19 protein-coding genes are annotated in these 20849 nt (G+C 72.4%); 7 read left to right on the plus strand and 12 right to left on the minus strand.

Translation table 11 applies throughout. The features are described from left to right. Window positions 1-96 precede the first annotated feature (96 nt). From fusA to ACYU8V_RS18920, 6 genes are all read right to left on the minus strand, one after another. Complete coding sequence (fusA, locus tag ACYU8V_RS18895; RefSeq protein ID WP_460849534.1) at window positions 97-2211, minus strand: elongation factor G; 2115 nt, start codon at window positions 2209-2211, stop codon at window positions 97-99. A 77-nt stretch (window positions 2212-2288) separates the two neighbouring features. Next, a complete protein-coding gene (rpsG, locus tag ACYU8V_RS18900) occupies window positions 2289-2759 on the minus strand; it encodes a 30S ribosomal protein S7 (RefSeq protein WP_460849536.1) in 471 nt (156 codons plus the stop codon). A gap of 2 nt (window positions 2760-2761) precedes the next feature. Beyond that, entirely contained in the window at window positions 2762-3133 is a 372-nt protein-coding gene (gene rpsL, locus ACYU8V_RS18905) for a 30S ribosomal protein S12 (RefSeq protein ID WP_460787709.1), read from the minus strand. Between the two features lie 152 nt (window positions 3134-3285). Continuing rightward, on the minus strand, window positions 3286-4578 hold the full coding sequence (locus ACYU8V_RS18910) for an MFS transporter (RefSeq protein WP_460849537.1): 1293 nt from the start codon (window positions 4576-4578) through the stop codon (window positions 3286-3288). 94 nt (window positions 4579-4672) lie between these two features. Continuing rightward, on the minus strand, window positions 4673-5098 hold the full coding sequence (locus ACYU8V_RS18915; protein WP_460849539.1) for a MarR family winged helix-turn-helix transcriptional regulator: 426 nt from the start codon (window positions 5096-5098) through the stop codon (window positions 4673-4675). 86 nt (window positions 5099-5184) lie between these two features. Beyond that, complete coding sequence (locus ACYU8V_RS18920) at window positions 5185-6630, minus strand: NCS2 family permease (RefSeq protein ID WP_460849541.1); 1446 nt, start codon at window positions 6628-6630, stop codon at window positions 5185-5187. 70 nt (window positions 6631-6700) lie between these two features. Here ACYU8V_RS18920 and ACYU8V_RS18925 point away from each other — a divergent pair, with 70 nt between their 5' ends. Together ACYU8V_RS18925 and ACYU8V_RS18930 are read left to right on the plus strand one after the other, a co-directional pair. After that, on the plus strand, window positions 6701-6991 hold the full coding sequence (locus ACYU8V_RS18925) for a DUF2530 domain-containing protein (RefSeq protein ID WP_460849542.1): 291 nt from the start codon (window positions 6701-6703) through the stop codon (window positions 6989-6991). Beyond that, on the plus strand, window positions 6984-7586 hold the full coding sequence (locus tag ACYU8V_RS18930; protein WP_460849544.1) for a class I SAM-dependent methyltransferase: 603 nt from the start codon (window positions 6984-6986) through the stop codon (window positions 7584-7586). The genes ACYU8V_RS18925 and ACYU8V_RS18930 overlap by 8 nt, the downstream gene beginning before the upstream one ends. A gap of 55 nt (window positions 7587-7641) precedes the next feature. On the opposite strand, the gene ACYU8V_RS18935 is transcribed toward ACYU8V_RS18930, so the two are convergent. Continuing rightward, window positions 7642-8421 (minus strand): DUF3027 domain-containing protein, encoded by a 780-nt coding sequence (locus ACYU8V_RS18935; protein ID WP_460849545.1) that lies wholly within the window; start codon window positions 8419-8421, stop codon window positions 7642-7644. Between the two features lie 63 nt (window positions 8422-8484). On the opposite strand from ACYU8V_RS18935, the gene ACYU8V_RS18940 reads away from it, so the two are divergent. After that, window positions 8485-9918, plus strand: coding sequence for an MFS transporter (locus tag ACYU8V_RS18940; RefSeq protein WP_460849546.1), 1434 nt, complete (start codon window positions 8485-8487; stop codon window positions 9916-9918). A gap of 7 nt (window positions 9919-9925) precedes the next feature. On the opposite strand, the gene ACYU8V_RS18945 is transcribed toward ACYU8V_RS18940, so the two are convergent. Further along, complete coding sequence (locus ACYU8V_RS18945) at window positions 9926-10321, minus strand: cold-shock protein (RefSeq protein WP_460849547.1); 396 nt, start codon at window positions 10319-10321, stop codon at window positions 9926-9928. A 91-nt stretch (window positions 10322-10412) separates the two neighbouring features. Then, on the minus strand, window positions 10413-11759 hold the full coding sequence (locus ACYU8V_RS18950) for an FHA domain-containing protein (protein WP_460849550.1): 1347 nt from the start codon (window positions 11757-11759) through the stop codon (window positions 10413-10415). A gap of 137 nt (window positions 11760-11896) precedes the next feature. On the opposite strand from ACYU8V_RS18950, the gene ACYU8V_RS18955 reads away from it, so the two are divergent. Further along, window positions 11897-14155 carry a helicase-associated domain-containing protein gene (locus tag ACYU8V_RS18955; protein ID WP_460849551.1) on the plus strand — a complete coding sequence of 753 codons (2259 nt, stop codon included), beginning with the start codon at window positions 11897-11899 and terminating at the stop codon, window positions 14153-14155. Between the two features lie 174 nt (window positions 14156-14329). Then, window positions 14330-15985, plus strand: coding sequence for a DNA repair helicase XPB (locus ACYU8V_RS18960; protein WP_460849552.1), 1656 nt, complete (start codon window positions 14330-14332; stop codon window positions 15983-15985). 27 nt (window positions 15986-16012) lie between these two features. Here ACYU8V_RS18960 and lon read toward each other — a convergent pair whose 3' ends face one another. Together lon and ACYU8V_RS18970 are read right to left on the minus strand one after the other, a co-directional pair. Next, the gene (gene lon, locus ACYU8V_RS18965; RefSeq protein WP_460849553.1) at window positions 16013-18352 is read right to left on the minus strand and encodes an endopeptidase La; all 2340 of its coding nucleotides are present in this window, start codon (window positions 18350-18352) and stop codon (window positions 16013-16015) included. A 70-nt stretch (window positions 18353-18422) separates the two neighbouring features. Next, window positions 18423-18722 (minus strand): chorismate mutase, encoded by a 300-nt coding sequence (locus ACYU8V_RS18970; protein WP_460849554.1) that lies wholly within the window; start codon window positions 18720-18722, stop codon window positions 18423-18425. A gap of 58 nt (window positions 18723-18780) precedes the next feature. Between ACYU8V_RS18970 and ACYU8V_RS18975 the strand changes: the two genes are divergently transcribed. After that, on the plus strand, window positions 18781-19425 hold the full coding sequence (locus ACYU8V_RS18975) for an HD domain-containing protein (protein ID WP_460849556.1): 645 nt from the start codon (window positions 18781-18783) through the stop codon (window positions 19423-19425). Here ACYU8V_RS18975 and ACYU8V_RS18980 read toward each other — a convergent pair. After that, complete coding sequence (locus ACYU8V_RS18980; RefSeq protein ID WP_460849557.1) at window positions 19400-20092, minus strand: GntR family transcriptional regulator; 693 nt, start codon at window positions 20090-20092, stop codon at window positions 19400-19402. The genes ACYU8V_RS18975 and ACYU8V_RS18980 overlap by 26 nt on opposite strands. Before the next feature lie 132 nt (window positions 20093-20224). On the opposite strand from ACYU8V_RS18980, the gene ACYU8V_RS18985 reads away from it, so the two are divergent. Beyond that, window positions 20225-20839 (plus strand): alpha-ketoglutarate-dependent dioxygenase AlkB, encoded by a 615-nt coding sequence (locus ACYU8V_RS18985; protein ID WP_460849558.1) that lies wholly within the window; start codon window positions 20225-20227, stop codon window positions 20837-20839. Window positions 20840-20849 lie beyond the last annotated feature (10 nt).

A 20849-nucleotide genomic window follows, 5' to 3' on the forward strand; every position in this document is an offset into this window, starting at 1 on the left:
TTTGTTACTTGACTCGTACTGGAAGGGTGGTGCGCCGAAGGTTCTACGTGAGTCCGCCGGGGATCCCGGGGCACTCGGGGCTGAGCCCCGAGCGTGTTACTCGCCGCGCGCCTTCTTGATGATCTCGTCGGCGATGTTCGTGGGAACCTCGGCGTACGAGTCGAACTCCATCGAGTACGACGCCTGGCCAGAGGTCTTGGACCTCAGGTCGCCAACGTACCCGAACATCTCGGACAGCGGCACGAGGGCACTCACGACGATGTCGCCGTGACGCTCCTCCTGCGCGCGGATCTGGCCGCGACGGCTGTTGATGTCGCCGATGACCGTGCCGAGGAAGCTCTCCGGCGTGGTCACCTCCACGGCGAACATCGGCTCGAGCAGGCACGGCCGCGCCTGGCGGGCCGCCTCCTTGAACGCCTGGATGCCCGCGATCTTGAACGCCAGCTCCGAGGAGTCGACGTCGTGGTAGGCGCCGTCCTCGAGCGAGAACTTCACGTCGACCATCGGGTAGCCGGCGAGGACGCCGAACTCCATGGCCTCCTGGCCGCCCTGGTCGACCGACGGGATGTACTCGCGCGGCACGCGACCGCCGGAGACGTTGTTGACGAACTCGTAGCCCGCACCGAGACCGGTCTCGGGGTCGATGTTCGGCTCGACCGAGATGACGACCTTCGCGAACTGACCCGAACCACCGGTCTGCTTCTTGTGGGTGTAGCTGTGGTTCTGGACGGCCTTGCGGATGGTCTCGCGGTAGGCGACCTGCGGCTTGCCGACGGTGGCCTCGACCTTGAACTCACGCTTCATCCGGTCGACCAGGATCTCCAGGTGGAGCTCGCCCATGCCGGCGATGATGGTCTGGCCGGTCTCCTCGTCGGTCTTGACGACGAAGGTCGGGTCCTCGTCGGACAGCCGCTGGATGGCGGTGCCGAGCTTCTCCTGGTCGGACTTGGTCTTCGGCTCGATGGCGACCTCGATCACCGGGGCCGGGAAGGTCATCGACTCGAGAACGACCTGGTTGTTCGGGTCGGACAGCGTGTGACCGGTCTTGGTGTCCTTGAGGCCCATGACGGCCACGATCTGACCGGCACCGACCGACGCGATCTCCTCACGCTTGTTCGCGTGCATCTGGTAGACCTTGCCGATCCGCTCCTTGCGGCCGTTGACCGAGTTGACCACGGTCGAGCCGGCCTCGAGCTTGCCCGAGTAGACGCGGACGTAGATCAGCTTGCCCAGGTGCGGGTCGGTCGCGATCTTGTACGCCAGGCCGGAGAACGGCTCGTCGTCGGAGGGCTTGCGGGTGATCAGCTTCTCCTCGTCGCGCGGGTCGTGACCCACGATGCCGTCGATGTCGAGCGGCGACGGGAGGTAGTCGACGACCGCGTCGAGCAGGGGCTGCACGCCCTTGTTCTTGAACGCGGTGCCGCACAGGACCGGGTTGACCTTGTCGGCGAGGGTCGCGCGACGGATGGCGGCCTTCAGGGTGGGCACGTCGAAGACGTCGCCCTCCTCCAGGTAGACCTCCATGATGTCGTCGTCGGCCTCGGCCAGGGTCTCCACGAGCTTCTCGCGGTACTCCTGGGCCTGCTCGAGGAGGTCCGCGGGGATCTCCTCTACGACGTAGTCCTCACCCATGGTGGTCTCGCCGCGCCACACCTTGGCGTGCATCTCGACCAGGTCGACGACGCCGATGAAGTCGCCCTCGGCACCGATCGGGAGCTGCAGGACCAGCACGTTGGAGTTGAGGCGCTCGACCATCATGTCCACGCAGCGGAAGAAGTCCGCGCCGGTGCGGTCGAGCTTGTTGACGAAGCACATCCGGGGCACGGAGTACTTGTTGGCCTGGCGCCACACCGTCATCGTCTGCGGCTCCACGCCGGCCACGCCGTCGAACACCGCGACGGCGCCGTCGAGGACGCGCAGCGAGCGCTCGACCTCGGCGGTGAAGTCGACGTGCCCGGGGGTGTCGATGATGTTGATCTGGTGCTTCTTCCACCAGCAGGTCGTCGCGGCGGACGTGATCGTGATGCCGCGCTCCTGCTCCTGCTCCATCCAGTCCATCGTGGCTGCGCCCTCGTGGACCTCACCGATCTTGTACGTGATGCCGGTGTAGAACAGGATGCGCTCGGTGGTGGTGGTCTTGCCGGCGTCGATGTGCGCCATGATGCCGATGTTGCGGACGACGTTGAGGTCCGTCGTGATGTCGACTGCCACGTGAGTCAGCGTTCCTTAGATATTGGGATGGGCAGGTGGCGTACGGCGGAGCCGGGTCGGCCCCGCCGTACGGAAGATCACCAGCGGTAGTGGGCGAATGCCTTGTTGGACTCGGCCATCTTGTGGGTGTCCTCGCGCTTCTTCACAGCGGCACCGAGGCCGTTGCTCGCGTCGAGGAGCTCGTTCATGAGGCGCTCGGCCATCGTCTTCTCACGACGGTCGGCGGCGTAGCCCACGAGCCAGCGGAGCGCCAGCGTGGTGCCACGGTTGCCCTTGACCTCGATCGGGACCTGGTACGTCGCGCCACCGACGCGGCGGGACTTGACCTCGATCGCGGGGCGGACGTTGTCCAGCGCGCGCTTGAGGGTGATGACCGGGTCGGTGCCGGTCTTCTCGCGCGTGCCCTCGAGGGCGCTGTAGACGATCCGCTGGGCGACCTGCTTCTTGCCGTCCTTGAGGACCTTGGAGACGAGCTGGGTGACGAGCTGCGATCCGTAGACCGGGTCGACGTCCAGGGGGCGCTTCGGCGCGGGACCCTTGCGAGGCATCCTTACTTCTCCTTCTTCGCGCCGTAGCGGCTGCGCGCCTGCTTACGGTTCTTCACGGCCTGGGTGTCGAGCGCGCCGCGGATGACCTTGTAGCGGACACCGGGCAGGTCCTTCACACGACCGCCGCGGACGAGCACGATCGAGTGCTCCTGGAGGTTGTGACCCTCACCCGGGATGTAAGCGGTGACCTCGACGCCGGAGGAGAGGCGCACGCGGGCGACCTTCCGGAGGGCGGAGTTCGGCTTCTTCGGGGTGGTGGTGTAGACGCGGGTGCAGACGCCACGGCGCTGCGGAGACCCCTTCAGGGCAGGCGTCTTGGTCTTCGACGCCTTGTCCTGGCGGCCCTTGCGGACCAACTGCTGAATGGTGGGCACTCGGTGGTTCCCTTTCTGGCTGACTCGTCACGGCCCGACGCCTTGTCGGGCTCGGAGGTGGTGCTTGGTGCTGTGCCGCACGCGCGTCTCGAGCGGAGGGAACCGCCGGAGGGCAGGCGCAACGTGTCTGTGACCAGACACGAGGTACGAGATTAGTCGGCCGCGAGATCAACCTCCAAATCGCCTGACCCCGCGGGGACGGCGCTCGGAACCACGCTCGGACCGGGGTTCGGCACAGGCGTGGCGACAGGCTCGGAGACAGGCCCGGGGACAGGCTCCGACAGGCGGGCCACCCGGGCCTCGGCGTACCTCCGGACGACGAAGGCGACGCCGACGCCCGCGATCACCAGGACGCCGCCCACGATGAGGCACCAGCGGGCTCCGAAGTGGGCGCCGATCCAGCCGATCACGGGCGAGCCGATGGGGGTCCCGCCGGCCAGCACGGTGAAGTAGAGGGCCATCACCCGGCCGCGCACCGCCGGGTCGGACTCGATCTGCATCGTGGCGTTGGCCGAGTTGAGCATGGTGATCGTGCTCAGCCCGATGACCGGGCACCACAGCGCGAAGACCGGGTAGCTGGGCAGCGATCCCGCGACGATCTCGGCGATGCCGAACGCCAGCGCGGCGCCGACGATGAGCCGCAGCGGGATCCGGCGGCGCCCCGCGGCCAGGAGCGCGCCGGACAGCGAGCCGACGGCGAGCGCCGAGGCGAGCAGGCCGTACTCCCCCGCGCCCTTGCCGAAGACCTGGGTCGCCATCAGCGCCGAGGTCATCTGGAAGTTCATGCCGAAGGTGCCGGCGAAGAAGACGATGACCAGCACCATCAGCAGCTTGGGCTGGCCGCGCAGGTAGCCGATGCCCTCGCGGAGCATGCCCTTGGCCGGCCGCGTGGAGCGCTTGCCGGTGAGTGCGCGGGGGTCCATCCGCTGCAGCTGCACGATGACGGCGAGGAAGGACACCGCGTTCAGCAGGATCACCCATCCGGTCGCCCGCGCGCCGCCGCCGAGGGCGCCGATGAGCAGGCCGGCGAGGGCCGGACCGATGATCCGGGCGGTGTTGAAGGAGGCCGAGTTGAGGCCGACGGCGTTGGTGACGTCCTCGGGTCCGACCATCTCCGAGACGAACGCCTGGCGGGCCGGGGCGTCGAAGGCGGCACCGAGGCCGAGGGCGAAGGCCAGCAGGTAGACCAGCCAGGTCTGGGCGGCGCCGGCGGCCGCGGTGGCGCCGAGGGCCAGCGCGGCGAGCGCCATGGTCGCCTGGGTGAGCTGCAGCAGGCGGCGCTTGGGGAAGCGGTCGGCCACCACGCCGGCGTACGGCGAGAGCAGCAGGATGGGCAGGAACTGCAGCCCGGTCGTGATGCCGAGCTCGGTGCCGCCGTTGCCGGGCAGGGAGAGCACCAGCCAGTCCTGGGCGACGCGCTGCATCCAGGTGCCGATGTTCGACACCACACTGCCGGCGAGGTAGAGGCGGTAGTTGGGGTGGGACAGGGAGCGGAACGTGGGACTCGTGATGACTCCTCAGGGGGTAGGCGGGCGGGCTTCAGTCGCTCTCGGCGAGGGCCTGCAGGATCGGGGCGGCCCGGCGCAGGACCTCGCGGTCGGCGGGGTCCAGGGCCTCGAGACGTACGGCGAGCCACTCGTCGCGCCGCGCACGGTCGGCGAGTAGGGCGTGCCGCCCCTTCTCGGTCAGGCTGACCACGACCTGGCGGCCGTCGGTCGGGTGGGCCGCGCGCTCGGCGTACCCACCCTCGACCAGACAGTTGACGGTGCGGGTCATGCTCGGCGGCTGCACCCGCTCGTGCGCGGCGAGCGCCCCGACGGTGAGGTCGCCCTTGCGGAAGAGGGCGCCCAGGACCGCCATCGCGCCGAAGCTCAGCTCGTTGCTCGGGTCGCGCTCGGCGAGCAGGCGGCGGCGCAGCCGCATCACGCCGCTGCGCAGCTCCGAGACGAGTCCGGTGTCCGGCATGTCGTTAGCCTAACTCATTACCTTTGCTAAATAAAGTGTCCGAGAGAGGCCGCGCCGTCGCGGGCGCGGCCTCCTCGGCGACCGGGTCAGGTGAGCCAGTCGGTGATCGGGTGGATCGCGAAGTAGACGACGAAGAGGGCGGCGACGACGCACAGCAGCGGGTGCAGCTCGCGCGCCTTGCCCTTGACCACCTTGATGAGCACGTAGGCGACGAAGCCGGCGCCGATGCCGGTCGTGATCGAGTACGTGAACGGCATCAGCACGATGGTGAGGAACGCCGGGATCGCGATCTCCAGGTCGTCCCAGCTGATGCCCTTGACCTGCTGCATCATCAGGAAGCCGACCAGCACCAGCGCGGGCACGGCCGCCTCGCTCGGGATCACGTCGACGAGCGCCGCGAACGGCATCGCGAGCAGGAACAGCACGCCGGTCACCACCGAGGCCAGCCCGGTGCGGGCCCCCTCGCCGACGCCCGAGGCCGACTCGATGAAGGCGGTGTTGGAGGAGACGCCGCCGACACCGCCGGCGGAGGCCGCCAGCGCGTCCACGACCAGGATGTTGCGCGAGCGGGGCGGCATGCCGTTCTCGTCGAGCAGTCCGGCCTCGGCGCCGATGGCGGTCATCGTGCCGAGCAGGTCGAAGAAGTCGGCCAGGACCAGGGTGAAGAGCAGCAGCAGGGCGGTCACCACGCCGGCGTGCTGGAAGGAGCCCAGCAGGTTGAAGTGGCCGAGCGTGCCGAGGTCGGGGGTGCTGACGACGTCGTGCGGCAGCCTCGGGATGTTCTGGCCCCACCCGCCCGGGTTGTCGGCCGACTTGCGCCCGAGGTCGCCGATGGACTCGATCACGATCGCCAGCACGGTGGTCGCGACGATCGAGATCAGGATCGCGCCCTTGACCTTGCGCACCCAGAGCACCACGACCAGCGCGAGGCCGATGAGGAAGGTGAAGACCGGCCAGCCGGACAGCGTGCCGGTCGAGCCGAGCTGGACCGGCGTACCGACGCCGCCGCCGACGAATCCCGCGTCGACGAAGCCGATGAAGGCGATGAACAGGCCGATGCCGACCGAGATCGCGATCTTGAGCTCGGCGGGGACGGCGCGGAAGACGGCGGTCCGGAAGCCGGTCAGCACCAGCACCAGGATGATCAGGCCCTCGATGACGACCAGGCCCATCGCGTCGGCCCAGGTCATCTGGCTGGCGATGGAGAACGCGACGAAGGCGTTCAGGCCCAGTCCGGTGGCGATGGCCAGCGGGAAGTTGGCGACCAGGCCCATCACGATCGACATCACGCCGGCGACGAGCGCCGTCGCGGCGGCGATCATGGCGATGTTCGGGCCCGAGGTCCCTCCGCCGAGGTAGCTGCCGTGGAGGTCCTTGGCGTAGCCGATGATCAGCGGGTTGAGCGCGATGATGTAGGCCATCGTGAAGAAGGTGACGATGCCGCCGCGCACCTCCCGCCCGACGCTGGAGCCGCGCTGCTCGATCTGGAAGAGGCGCTCGAGGACGCCCTGGGATGCCGTGGAGTCACTCACGAGGGGTGAGCATTCCAGGATCGGCGTACGACGGCGAGGCCCGGGTCCGGCCGGGCGGTACCGTGGAGGCGTGGAACTGCGCGACGAACAGCCGACCGAGCAGAAGATCGGCAGGCGCACCTACCTGATCGCCCCGGTGGAGCCGCTGGACGTCGACGGCGTGCGCACCGTCCAGGTCGGTACGGCGCTGTTCGCGCTGGCCTTCGTGGCGCTGCTGCCGTTCTACGGCCGTCTCGAGACCGAGGGCCGCACCTGGCTGCTGTGGATGTGTCTCGCCGGCGTGGGGCTGGGGCTGCTCGGCATGGAGTACTGCAAGCGCCGCAAGGCGTTCCGGATGACCCGCGACGCCGCCGATGGCTGAGTCCCTGCCGCCCACCCGGTGGGCGCTGGGCAAGGACGCCGCCCCTGGCTACGGGAGCCGGTTCGCCCGCCTCGTCGAGGAGGGTGCGGACATCGTCGGCGAGGGCCGGCTGGCCGACGCGCTCGTGCCGCGCGGGGCGCGGATCGTCGACGTCGGCTCGGGGATGGGGCGGATCTCGGCGTACCTGCAGGGCTGCGGGCACCGGGTCCTGGCGACCGAGCCGGACCCCGAGCTGGTCGAGCAGTCCCGGCGTACCTATCCGGGCCTGGAGGTCCTGCCCGCCGAGATCCTCGCACTGCCCGCGGACCTGGGTCCTTGCGACCTCATCGTGTGCGTCGGCAACGTGATGACCTTCGTGGCCGAGGGCACCGAGGTCGCCTGCCTGACCCGGATGCGCTCGTTGCTGGCGCCGACGGGACGGATCCTGGTCGGCTTCCACCTCACCGGCGGACCCTCGACGGCGCGCTCCTACGCACCCGAGGAGTTCGTGGCCGACGTGACCGCGGCGGGCCTGGTCGTGCAGCACCGCTTCGGCGGCTACGCGCTCGAGCCCGTCAACGACCAGTACGCCGTCTGGGTGCTGGCTGCAGCCTGAGGCTTGCCGCCAGACCAAGCCTCCCCTACTCGACTCGACGCGCTCGCGCCAAAGATCAGAACAGCTCTAGTTCGTCGACCGCGATCGTGTCCAGCACCGGCGGGGCGGGCGGGACGGGCTGCTGGCGCTTGGTGAGGCGGACCTCGGAGTGGGCGCCGCAGCCGTGGCCGAAGGCGACCACCCGGCCGTCGTCGTTCGCGTCGCCGTTGGCGCAGACGCCGAACTCGAGCGACAACGGGCCGGCGAGGCGGACCAGGAAGCCACAGGTGAAGCAGTGCTCGGGGGCCGACTTGGCGATCGGGGCCTCGGGGCCGGCGGCGTCGTACCAACGCTCGGCGGCGGCGTCGCGACCCTCGATCGACAGCGTGCGCACGCGGCCCAGGCCGAGGTCCTTGGCGACCGTGCGGATCTGGGCCTTGTCGTCGGCGTCGAGCGGGTCGTCGCCGAAGGAGTACGTCGGGACCAGGCGCGGATCGTCGTCCGCGACGGGCAGCAGGTCGCCCGGGGACAGGTCGCCGGGGCGGATCCGCTCGCGGTAGGGCACCCACGCGGGCGCGGTGATCGCGTCGTCGCCGGGCAGCAGCACCGTCTCGACGACGGTGACCTTGCGCTGGCGGGAGGCGCGGGTGAGGGTGACGGCCCAGTGCCAGCCGACGTACCCGCGACGGGTGCAGGCGAAGAGGTGGGTGGTCACCCGCGGGCCGTCGACGACGTGGCCGAGGTGCTCGCCGACGTCGCTCGCCGGCACGTCGGCCAGCAGTGCGTCGCGGGCGACATCGACCGCGCCGATGGTCGCGGCGTCGGGCTTCTCCGCCTTGCGCTCGAGGGTGGACACGCGCACAGCATCCCCCATCGGGCCTGGGCGCGTCACGTCGGGGGCCCCGGGCAAGATAGGCACGTGCACGCCGACAGCGAATCGTCGCTCCCCCCTGAGGTCGAGCCCGACGTCGACGGCGGCTCCTCGGTCGGACACAGCCTCGGCACCGGGGCGCGGGCCACCGGCCGGGGCCTGCGGCGTGCGGCCCGCGCCACCGGTCGCTTCGGCCGCTACACCGCCCGCCAGGCGCGCAAGGCGGCCGACGCCCAGGGCGCCGCGAAGTCCGGCCTGAACCGGCTGATCGAGGTGCACGCGGCCAACGCGGCCGGCGACGCGGCCGTCACCATCGCGCTGGCCGGCACCGTCTTCTTCAAGGGCGCGACGTCCGACGCACGCGGCCAGGTGGCCCTGTTCCTCGGCCTGACCATGCTCCCGTTCGCGATCGTGGCTCCGCTGATCGGCCCGTTCCTCGACCGGTTCAGCCACGGCCGCCGGTGGGCCATCGGCGCGACCTTCGCGCTGCGGGCGTTCCTGTGCTGGGTGCTCGCCGACGCGATCGCCAACGACACCCCGTGGTTCTACCCCGCCGCCCTGGGCGTGCTCGTCTCCTCCAAGGCCTACGGCATCGCGCGAGCGGCGGCGGTGCCGCGACTGCTCCCGGCGGAGATCACGCTGGTCAAGGCCAACGGGCGCGTGGCCCTGGCCGGACTGGTCGGCGCCGCGGTCTCCGCCCCGCTCGCCGGGCTTGCCTCGCTGGCCGGTCCCGAGTGGGACCTGCGCTACGGCTTCGTGGTGTTCGTGATCGGCACGGTCCTCGCGATCCGGCTGCCGAACCGCGTCGACTCCAGCGCGGGCGAGACCGGGATCGCCCAGGTCCAGGCGCGGCCGGACCACGCGGGGGCGGCGCCGAAGCGGCAGCCGCGCCGGCGCCGCGGCGTACCTCCTGCGGTCGCGTTCGCGCTGCGGGTCAACTGCGGACCGCGGTTCCTGTCCGGGTTCCTGACCATGTACTTCGCGTTCGTGCTGCGCGAGCACCCCGTCGACGGCTGGACGCACGGCCCGGCCCTGCTGATCGCGCTCGTCATCGGCTCGGCAGGCCTGGGCAACACCCTCGGCATCGTCACCGCGTCCCTGGCGAAGAGGATCAGCCCGGCGGTCACCGTGGTCGCCGCGCTCGCCGCGGACATCGTGGCGATCGTGCTCGCCGCGGTGTTCTACAACCTGCCCACGCTGGTGCTGCTGGGCGTGACCGCGGGGCTGGCGCAGTACCTCGCCAAGGTCTCCCTCGACTCCACCATCCAGACCGGCGTGCCGGCGACGGCCCACGCGAGCGCGTTCGCGCGGGGCGACACGACGCTGCAGTTCGCCTGGGTCATCGGCGGGTTCGTCGGCATCGCGCTGCCGATGCAGCCTCACCTGGGCCTGGGCGTCGCGAGCGCGGCGCTGCTCGGCTGGGCGGTCACGATGATCGTGCTGCCCCGGATCACGAAGGACGAGCAGGCAGTGCCCGTCTAGGGCCGGTCTAGGCCTCGAGCTCGTCGGCCAGCGCGCGGAGCAGCTTCGCGACCGGCCCGGCGGCCTTGCGGTCGGGGTGGCGGCCGTGCCGGTAGCCCTCACCGATGCCGTCGAGCACGCGGATCAGGTCCTCGACGATCGGGACCATCTCCTCGGGCTTCTTGCGCTTGGCGTCGGCGCGGTTGCGGGCGACCGAGGTCGGCGCGTCGAGGACCTTGACCTGGAGCGCCTGGTCGCCGCGACGGCCCTGGGCGATGCCGAACTCGACCCGGGTGCCGGCCTTGAGCGTCGCGACGCCCTCGGGCAGCGCGTCGGCGTGGACGTAGACGTCGGCACCCTCGGGCTGGGAGAGGAAGCCGAAGCCCTTCTCGGCGTCGTACCACTTCACCTTGCCAACAGGCACGGGACCGGCCTTCCTACGTCAGGGGGTACGGCGGGGTCCCGCCGCGAGCGGCAATGCTAGGCCATCTCGGTGGCCGTCCAGTACCGGATTGTCAGGGCCTGGTGACCTGGATGGTGACGCCGTCGCCGAGGTTGATGATCGCCCCCGGGACCAGCGCCACGGCGATCCCGGGCTTGAGGTCCTCCGGGCCGACGCCGGGCTGGACCAGGACGGTGCCGTTGGTCGAGCCCATGTCGGTGACGACCGCGGAGCCCTGGTCGGTGCCGGTGCCGGGCCGGATCTCGATGTGCGTCGAGGAGATCTCGTGGAGCCGGCTCGGGACGGTGATCAGCTGCGGCTGCTCGGTGGAGGTGAACCGGCGCGCCTCGGGCGCCCGGCCGATCAGGACCACGCCGTCGACGAGGACCGTCTGGCCGTCGGAGACGACGAGCTTGGCGACCGGACCGGACGTGTCGGCGGCCACTGGCGACGGGGACGCGGCCTCCCACGAGCCGATCGGCAGGGGCGGCGGCGGGGCCAGCGACGGTGCACCACCGCTCGGCGGCGGGGGCGGCGGGGCGAAGCCGGGGACCGGCGCGACGACCTCGGGGGTCGCCGGGGCCGCGGGGGCGGCCGGCGCCTCGGGCTGACCCCACGGCGTCACCCAGCCGGCCGGGGCGGGCTCGGCGGGCTGCTCGGTGTCGGCGGGGGTGTCGGAGTCGGTGTCCGGGGTGTCCGCGTTGTCCGCGGGCTGCTCGGCGTCGTCCGCGGCCGGCTCCTCGGTGCGCGGGTCGACGACGCCGGGCGGAAGCGGCTCCCCGGCGAAGGTCGGCTCGGTCCAGCGCTCGTTGTCCAGCGGCGACGGCTCGAGCGGGGCGGGCGCCTCGGCGGCCCCCTGCGCCGCGGGTACGTCGAACGGCGGCGCGTCGATCGCGTCGGGGACCGCGGCGACCGGGGCCGCCACGTGCGAGCCGGTCACGGGGACCACGGCGGGACGGTCGATCCGGGCCACGCGCACCAGGCCGGCGGGGATGGCCAGGTCGGCCTGCTCGCCGCCGTCCGCGTCGGCGGCGTCCTCCACCTGCACGGTCAGCGAGGTGATGCCGTCGATCGAGCGCTCGACCCATGTACCGCCGGCGGCGCCGTCGAGGACCACCTCTCCGTCGGCGGAGGTCGCCGTGGCCGACGTACCGACGCCGCGGAGCAGGACCCGCGTCGGGCCGGCGCCGGTGCTGACCAGGGCGAACCCGGGCAGGCGGCTCAGGCCGGAGGCGAGCAGCGCGTCGAGGACCTCGTCGAAGCCCGAGCCGCCGTCGACGAGCGACCACAGCGAGGCGACGTACTCCTTCTGTGCGGCAGGCAGGACCACGGCGACCTGGGGGCCGAAGACGGCGTACCAGGACCCGGGACGGTAGGACCACAGCGACGCCGGGGCGTCGTTGACAGCGGGCTCAGTCATGGGAGGGCTTCCCCTTCTCCTCCACGACCCGAGCGCTCCCCGCCCGGATCTCACACGTCGGTTCGGGCCCCATCCCACCACATGCGGCGCGGCCCGTCCGCACGCTGGCCCGATCGGGGCCTGGATAGGTTGGGCGGGTGGGGAAGGAGCCGGACGCGTACCGATCACTGGCCGACCAGCTGCGGTCGTGGCCCGAGGACGCGCTGCGCGACCTGCTGACCGCCCGCCCCGACCTCACCACGCCGGCGCCCTCGGACTTCGGGCAGCTCGCCGCGCGCGCCACCGGACAGGGCTCGATCTCGCGGGCGCTGGACGCCCTGACCCAGGGCGAGATGCTGGTCCTCGACGCCCTCGTCGTGGCCGGGCAGACCACCGACGAGGGGCTCCGCGCGATCGTGTACGCCGATCCGTCGTACGTCGACGCGACGGTCGACCGGCTGCGCGGCCTGGCGCTCGCGTGGGACTCCCCCGAGGGCCTGCGCGCCGTCAGCGGCGTGGCCGACCTGCTCGCCGGCGGGCCCGCGTCGTGCATCAGCGGGCTATGCCCCCGGTCGGCGCGGCCGATGGAGGAGACCGAGCTCCAGGAACGGCTGGCGACGATCGGGCCCGGGGCGCGCGGACTGCTCGAGCACATCGTCGACGAGGGAGGCCACGCAACGGCCGGCTCCACCCGCATCGGCATCGACCCGGAGGCCGCCGAGACCCCGGCCGAGGAGCTGGTGGCCCACCGGCTGCTGGTGCCCGCGCCGACGCGGCCCGGGCTGCTGATGGCGCCCGGCGAGGTCGGCCTGGCGCTGCGCGGCGGGCGCACCACGACCACGCCGATCGACGCGGCGCCGCAGATCGCGACCACTCCGCGGGCGACCCGGCTCGCGCTCAACGCCGCCCTCGGCTCCGCCACCGATGCCGTACGCCGGGTCGAGCTGCTGCTCGACTGGTGGGGCCACCGGCCGGCGACGGCCCTGCGCTCGACCGGCCTGACCGCCCGCGAGCTCAAGTCGGCCGCCGGCCACCTGGGCGTCGACGAGCGCCAGACCGCCCTGCTCGTGGAGGTCGCGGCCGCCGCCGGGCTCGCGGCCTCCCGCGCCGACGCCGAGGGCGCTCCCGTGTGGGTGCCGACCGACGCCTACGACGAGTGGCGGGCCGGGTCGGTCGCGGAGCGCTGGGTCACGCTGGCGCGCGCGTGGCTGGCCAGCCCCCGGCTCCCGTCGCTGGTGGGCGAGCGCGGGCCGGACCAGAAGGCATGGAACGCGCTGACCCCCGAGCTCTCCGCCGCCGCGATGCCCGAGGCCAAGGTCATGGCGCTGACCGAGCTCGGCGCGCTCCCCGACGGCGAGACGCTCGCGCCCGGGACCGGGCTGCCGTCCCTCGTCGCGCGGGTCGTGTGGCTGCGGCCGCGCCGGCCCCGGACCCGGCCGGACCTGGTCGCCTGGGCGGTCGAGGAGGCCGCGGCGCTCGGCATCAGCGGCGCCGGCGCGCTGGCGTCGTACGGACACAGCCTGCTGGCGGGCGAGGACCCGACACCGGTGCTCGCGGAGCTGCTCCCGCCGCCCGTCGACCACGTGCTGATCCAGGCCGACCTGACCGCCGTGGCGCCGGGTCCGCTGGAGTCGGCGCTGGAGCACCAGCTGCAGCAGATCGCGGACCTGGAGTCGCACGGCTCGGCCACGGTCTATCGGTTCACCCGCGACTCGATCCGCCGGGCGCTCGACATCGGCTGGAGCGGCGCCGAGATCCACGCGTTCCTGACCCTGGCGTCGCGCACGGCCGTGCCGCAGCCGCTCTCGTACCTGGTCGACGACACCGTGCGCACCTTCGGCCGGCTGCGGGTCGGGTTCGCGCAGGCCTTCATCCGGTCCGAGGACGAGGCGGCCCTGCTCGACCTCGTCCGGCACCCGAAGTCGGAGGCCCTGGGCCTGCAGCGGATCGCGCCGACGGTCGTGGTGTCGAGCACCCCGGTCGACGTACTGCTGCCGCGGCTGCGCGAGCTGGGCATGGCACCGGTCATCGAGGGCGTCGACGGGGTCGTGCGGGTCGGTGCCGCCGAGTCCCTGCGGGCGCGTACGCCGAAGACCCCCGCACGGGCCGGCGGCGCGCGGCAGGCCGCCCAGGTCGCGGTGGCGGTGCGCTCCCTGCGCGAGGGCGACGCCGAGACGCGATCGCGGCCGGCCACCGCCTCCTCCCCCGCGACGGCGCTCTCGGCGCTGCGGGAGGCGATCGAGCGGCGGGCGACCGTGCTCATCGGCTTCACCGACAACCACGGCGTGATCAGCGAGCGCGTGGTGCGACCGGTGTCGGTCGAGGGCGGCCAGCTGACGGCGTACGACGACGGCGACCCGGACCTCGAGCGGCGCTACCCGATGCACCGGATCACCAGTGTCGGGCCGGCAACCTAGGCCGTGTCTCCCCATCCTCGGCGGATGCCAGCGTCGTCCAGGTGGTGCGATCGCGAGGCGCCGTCGCGACGGCATACCGGGGTTGTCTACCGAGCGGCGGCAACGCTGCGAGCGTGCCGCCTGGGCGGCGCTGGCGCCGCCACGGGATGGGGAGACACGGCCTAGACTCGTGCGGTGACCGACGGCCCCCTCATCGTGCAGAGCGACAAGTCCCTGCTGCTGGAGGTGGACCACCCGCAGGCGGCCGAGTGCCGCAAGGCGATCGCGCCGTTCGCGGAGCTCGAGCGCTCCCCCGAGCACATCCACACCTACCGGCTCACGCCGCTCGGGCTGTGGAACGCCCGCGCCGCCGGCCACGACGCCGAGCAGGTCGTCGACACCCTGCTCACCTACAGCCGCTATCCGGTGCCGCACGCACTGCTGGTCGACGTCGCCGAGACGATGGCGCGCTACGGCCGGCTGCGGCTGGAGAAGCACCCGGTGCACGGGCTGGTGCTGAGCACCACCGACCGGCCGGTGCTCGAGGAGGTCCTGCGCGCCAAGCGGGTCGCCGGGATGCTCGGCGCAAGGCTCGACGACGACTCCGTCGCGGTCCACCCCTCCGAGCGCGGCAACCTCAAGCAGGCGCTGCTCAAGCTGGGCTGGCCCGCCGAGGACTTCGCCGGCTACGTCGACGGCGAGGCCCACGCGATCTCCCTGCGCGAGGACGGCTGGAAGATCCGCGGCTACCAGGCCGAGGCGGCCGAGTCGTTCTGGCACGGCGGGTCGGGTGTGGTCGTCCTGCCCTGCGGCGCCGGCAAGACCATCGTCGGCGCGGCCGCGATGGCGCAGGCCCAGGCGACCACGCTGATCCTGGTCACCAACACCGTGAGCGCGCGGCAGTGGAAGGACGAGCTGCTCCGGCGTACCTCCCTGACGGCGGAGGAGATCGGCGAGTACTCCGGGTCGGTCAAGGAGATCCGCCCGGTCACCATCGCGACGTACCAGGTGGTGACGACCAAGCGGAAGGGCGTCTACCCGCACCTGGAGCTCTTCGACGCGCGCGACTGGGGCCTCATCGTGTACGACGAGGTCCACCTGCTGCCCGCGCCGATCTTCCGGATGACCGCGGATCTCCAGGCCCGCCGGCGGATCGGGCTCACCGCGACCCTGGTGCGCGAGGACGGCCGCGAGGGCGACGTGTTCTCGCTGATCGGCCCGAAGCGGTACGACGCCCCGTGGAAGGACATCGAGGCGCAGGGCTGGATCGCCCCCGCCGACTGCGTGGAGGTGCGGGTGACGCTGCCGGAGTCGGCGCGGCTCACGTATGCGACCGCGGAGCCGGAGGAGCGCTACCGCCTCGCCGCCTGTACGCCGGAGAAGCTCGGCGTGGTCCGCTCGATCATCGCCCAGCACGCCGGCCAGCCGACGCTGGTGATCGGGCAGTACATCGACCAGCTGCACGAGCTGGGCGACAAGCTCGACGCCCCGATCATCACCGGCGAGACGACGGTCAAGGAGCGGCAGCGGCTCTTCGAGGCGTTCCGCTCCGGTGAGATCGGCCTGCTGGTGGTCTCCAAGGTCGCGAACTTCTCCATCGACCTGCCGTCGGCCGAGGTGGCGATCCAGGTGTCGGGCTCCTTCGGCTCGCGCCAGGAGGAGGCCCAGCGCCTGGGCCGACTGCTGCGCCCCGGCGAGCCCGGCCCGGACGGGGAGCGCAAGGTCGCCCGCTTCTACACCGTGGTCGCCCGCGACACCGTCGACGCGGAGTTCGCGCAGAACCGGCAGCGGTTCCTGGCCGAGCAGGGCTACGCCTACCGGATCGTGGACGCGGACGACCTGTCGGTCTGAGCCGGCCGCGCGGCGGCAGGCCCACCGTCAGGCCGCGGCGACCGCCTCCGTGGAGGCGACCAGCGCCCGCTCCAGGATCTCGGTGACCGCCCCGACCGGCGTGACGGTCAGTGCCTCCAGGATCTCGGCCGGTACGTCGTCCAGGTCGGGCCGGTTGCGCTCGGGGATGAACACCTCGGCGACCCCGGCACGCTGGGCGGCGAGCAGCTTCTGCTTCACCCCGCCGATGGGCAGCACCCGTCCCGACAGGGTGACCTCGCCGGTCATCGCGATGTCGGAGCGGACCGGACGCCCGGTCAGCAGCGACACCAGCGCGGTGACCATCGTGACGCCTGCCGACGGGCCGTCCTTGGGGACGGCACCGGCCGGGAAGTGCACGTGGATCGACCGCTCGAAGGCGCTCTGCTCGATGCCGAGCTCGGACGCGTGGGCGCGCACCCAGGACAGCGCGATCCGTGCGGACTCCTTCATGACGTCGCCGAGCTGACCGGTGACGGTCAGGCCGGCGTCGCCGTCTGCGACCGAGGTCTCGACGTAGAGGACGTCACCGCCCATGCCGGTCACCGCGAGCCCGGTGGCGACGCCGGGGACCGACGTGCGCTCCTCGAGGTCGGGGGTGAACCGGGGGCGACCGATGAGGTCCTTCAGCTCGTCGACACCGATGTGGACAGTGTCCACATCGCCGGTCGCGAGGCGGGCGGTCGCCTTGCGGAAGGCCTTGGCGAGCAGCCGCTCCACCTGGCGCACGCCGGCCTCCCGGGTGTAGTTGGCCGCGATCTCGCGCAGCGCCTCGTCAGTGATCGTCACCTCGTCGGTGGACAGCGCGGCCCGCTCCAGCTGCCGCGGGACCAGGAAGTCGCGGGCGATCGCGACCTTGTCCTCCTCGGTGTAGCCGTCCAGGGCGACGAGCTCCATCCGGTCCAGCAGGGCCGCCGGGATCGAGCCAACATCGTTCGCGGTGGCGATGAACAGCACGTCGGACAGGTCGAGGTCGAGCTCGAGGTAGTGGTCGCGGAAGGTGTGGTTCTGCGCGGGGTCCAGGACCTCGAGCAGCGCCGCGGCAGGGTCGCCGCGGTAGTCGGAGCCCACCTTGTCGACCTCGTCGAGCAGCACGACCGGGTTCATCGAGCCGGCCTCCTTGACGGCCCGCACGACGCGGCCGGGCAGCGCCCCGACGTACGTCCTGCGGTGGCCGCGGATCTCGGCCTCGTCGCGCACGCCGCCGAGGGCGACGCGGACGAACTTCCGTCCGAGGGCGCGCGCCACCGACTCGCCGAGCGACGTCTTGCCCACTCCCGGAGGACCGGCCAGCAGGATCACCGCGCCGGAGCCGCGGCCGCCGACGACCTCCAGGCCGCGCTCCGCGCGGCGGGCGCGGACGGCGAGGTACTCGGTGATCCGGTCCTTCACCTCGTCCAGGCCGTGGTGGTCCGCGTCGAGCACGGCGCGGGCGGCGACCACGTCGGTGTCGTCCTCGGTCGTGACGTTCCACGGCAGGTCGAGGACGGTGTCGAGCCAGGTGCGGATCCAGCCGGCCTCGGGGTTCTGGTCGCTGGACCGCTCCAGCTTGTCGACCTCGCGCAGCAGCGCCTCGCGCACGGCGTCCGGGACGTCGGCCGCCTCGACCCGCGCGCGGTAGTCGTCGCCGCCGTCGGGGTCGCCCTCGCCCAGCTCCTTGCGGATCGCCGCGAGCTGCTGGCGCAGGACGTACTCGCGCTGGCTCTTCTCCAGCGACTCGCGCACGTCGGCGTCGATCTTGTCGCTGACCTCCGACTCCGCGACGAAGTCGCGGGTCCACTCCAGCAGCAGCTCGAGCCGCTCACGGACCGAGGGGGTCTCGAGGAGCTGCCGCTTGCGGTCGTCGGAGAGGTACGGCGCGTACCCGGCCGTGTCCGCGAGCGTCTCGGGGTCGTCGATGCGGCTGACCTGGTCGGCGATCGGCCACGCCTCGCGCCGCTGCAGCAGCCCGACGACGAGCTTGCGGTAGTCGTCGGCGAGGGCACGGACGTCGTCGTCGATCGTGCCGCCGCCGACCTCCTCGACCTCGACCCACAGCGCGGCGCCGGGGCCGCTGACCCCGCTGCCGATGCGGGCGCGGGCGTCGGCCTTGAGCACCGCGGCGGGCTCCCCGCCGGAGAACCGGCCGACCTTCTCGACGGTCGCCACGACGCCGTACGACGCGTAGCGGTGGTCCTCGAGGCGCGGGGCCACCAGGACGCGGGTGGGGGCGCCGCTCTCGCGGGAGGCCGCCTGGGCGGCGTCGATGGCGGCGCGGGCGGGCTCGTCGAGCTCGACCCGGACCACCATCCCGGGAAGCACCACCACATCGGAGAGGAACAGCACCGGAAGCTGGATCGGGTTCGTCATGCCCGGTCCAATGCCCGCGGGCGGGCGGGTGTTCCGTCGTTCGCGGAGGGCGAACCGCCGGACCGGCGGCTCAGGCGCCGTTGGACTCCGCGAACTGCTCGTGGTTGCGGATCACCTCGGCGATGATCACGCCGAGGATCTGCTCGGCGAAGCGCGGGTCGAGGCCCGAGGTCTCCGCCATCGAGCGCAGCCGCGCGATCTGCACCGCCTCGCGCCCCGGGTCGGCCGGCGGCATGCCCGCACGCGCCTTGAGGCGACCGACCTGCTCGGTGCACTTGAACCGCTCGGCGAGCAGATGCACCAGGGCGGCGTCGAGGTTGTCGATGCTCGACCGGAGCCGGAGCAGCTCGGCGCGGGGGTCCTCAGTCATGGGGACAATCCTGCCCCAACCCTCCCCACCCGGGCACCGCGTGGGCTTCAATGTCCGGATGGAGGACCATCATCGCGATATCCATCCCCCGATCGCGTGGCCGCTGAGCGATGCCGAGGCGCTGCGCGAGGAGCTGCTGGCGGCGTACGACGAGCCGGGGCGGGCCTACCACGACCGGCGGCACCTGCGGGAGGTGCTGGTCCGCCTCGACGAGCTCGCGGCGCACGGTGTCGCCTTCGACCCGCTCCCCACCCGCCTGGCCGCGTGGTTCCACGACGCCGTGTACGACGGCGAGCGGGACGCCGAAGAGCGCTCGGCCGCCTGGGCGGAGGTCGCGCTGCCGGCGTACGTCGACGCGGCGACCGTCGCCGAGGTCGCGCGCCTGGTCCGGCTCACCGAGTCGCACCGGCCCGACCCCGAGGACACCAACGGCGCCGCGCTGTCCGACGCCGACCTCGGGGTGCTCGCGCTGCCGGCTGCCGACTACGCGGCGTACGCCGCCAACGTCCGCCGGGAGTACGCCCATCTGTCCGACGAGGTCTTCGCCGCGGGCCGCGCCGATCTGCTCGCCGACCTGCTCGACCGGCCGGCCCTGTTCCGCACCGAGGCGGCCGGCCGCCTCTGGGAGGCCGCGGCGCGCGGCAACATCGCGGCCGAGCTCGGCGAGCTCGCGGCGGCTAGGCCTCGAACTGCAGCGAGATGACGTGCCCGTCGCCGCGGTAGGTGGTGCGGGACAGCTCGATCGGCCGCTCACCCCACAGCGCGCGGCGTGAGTGGCGCAGCACGGCCGCGCCCGGCTCGATCTCGAGCAGCCGCGCCTCCTCCGGCGAGGCGACGGCGGCGCTGATCGCGTCCTCGGCCCAGGTCGGGCGGTGGCCGCGGCGGGCGAGCTCGGCGTACAGGCTGCTGGGGAGCTCGCCGTCCAGGAACTGCGGGACCAGGTGCTCGTTGAGGAAGGTGTCGGTGATGCAGACCGGGCGCCCGTCGGCCAGCCGTAGCCGGCGCCACCGGATCACCGAGCTGCCGGGCTCGACGTCGAGCGCCTGCGCGACCCGCGTGGGCGCCGGGCAGCGCGCGGCCATGATGCTGCGCGACTCGGCGAGGAGGCCGCGGCGCTCGAGGTCCTCGCTGAACCCGGACACCCGCGAGCGGACCCGGCGCGGTCGCGCCACGAAGGTGCCACGCCCGGGGAAGCGCTCCAGGACGCCCTCGGCGACCAGGGCGTCCAGCGCGTGCCGGACCGTCATGCGGGCGACGCCGAAGCGATCGACCAGGTCACGCTCGGACGGTGCCGCTGCTCCGGGCGAGCTCTCGGCCACCAGGGCGCGCACGTACTCCCTGATGGTCACGTGCTTCAGCGCGATGCTCACACCAACTGCCCCCAGTCCGGTTCTTCTCCTCGCAGGTTAGGGCGCGGCCAACCGGCCGATCCCGGGAATCGGATTTTCTTTGCCATGCAGCGGCTGCCGAACATCTGTTCGATCCGGTGTTACCGTGGATGCATGGACTTCCAGTCGACGCTGTTCGCGGCCGAGCCGGCCGCCGGGCCGAGCTTCGCGACGCTGGGCCGGACGCCGCTGAGCGACGGTGCGTGGGTCGACGTCGCGCGCTCCTGGCTGCCCGACGCCGACGAGGTCTTCGCCCGCATGGTGCAGGAGGTGCCGTGGCGCGCGGAGCGCCGCCGGATGTATGACCGGGTCGTCGACGTACCCCGCCTAGTGCACACCTACATGATCGGCGAGGACCTCCCCCACCCGATGCTGACGACGGCGCGCGAGGCCCTCAGCGAGCAGTACGCCGAGGAGCTCGGCGAACCGTTCCGCACCGCCGGCTGCTGCTACTACCGCGACGGCCGCGACAGCGTGGCGTGGCACGGCGACACGATCGGCCGCGGCTCGACGCAGGACACCATGGTCGCGATCGTGTCGCTGGGCGACCCGCGGCGGCTCTGCCTGCGCCCGCGCTCCGGTGGCGAGGGCATCGCCGTCGAGATGGGCCACGGCGACCTCGTCGTGATGGGCGGCAGCTGCCAGCGCACCTGGGAGCACGCGGTGCCGAAGGTCGCCTCCGCCGGCCCGCGGATCTCGGTCCAGTTCCGCCCCCTGAACGTCTTCTGATTTTCATTTG

It is taken from the genome of Nocardioides ultimimeridianus, assembly GCF_054777895.1.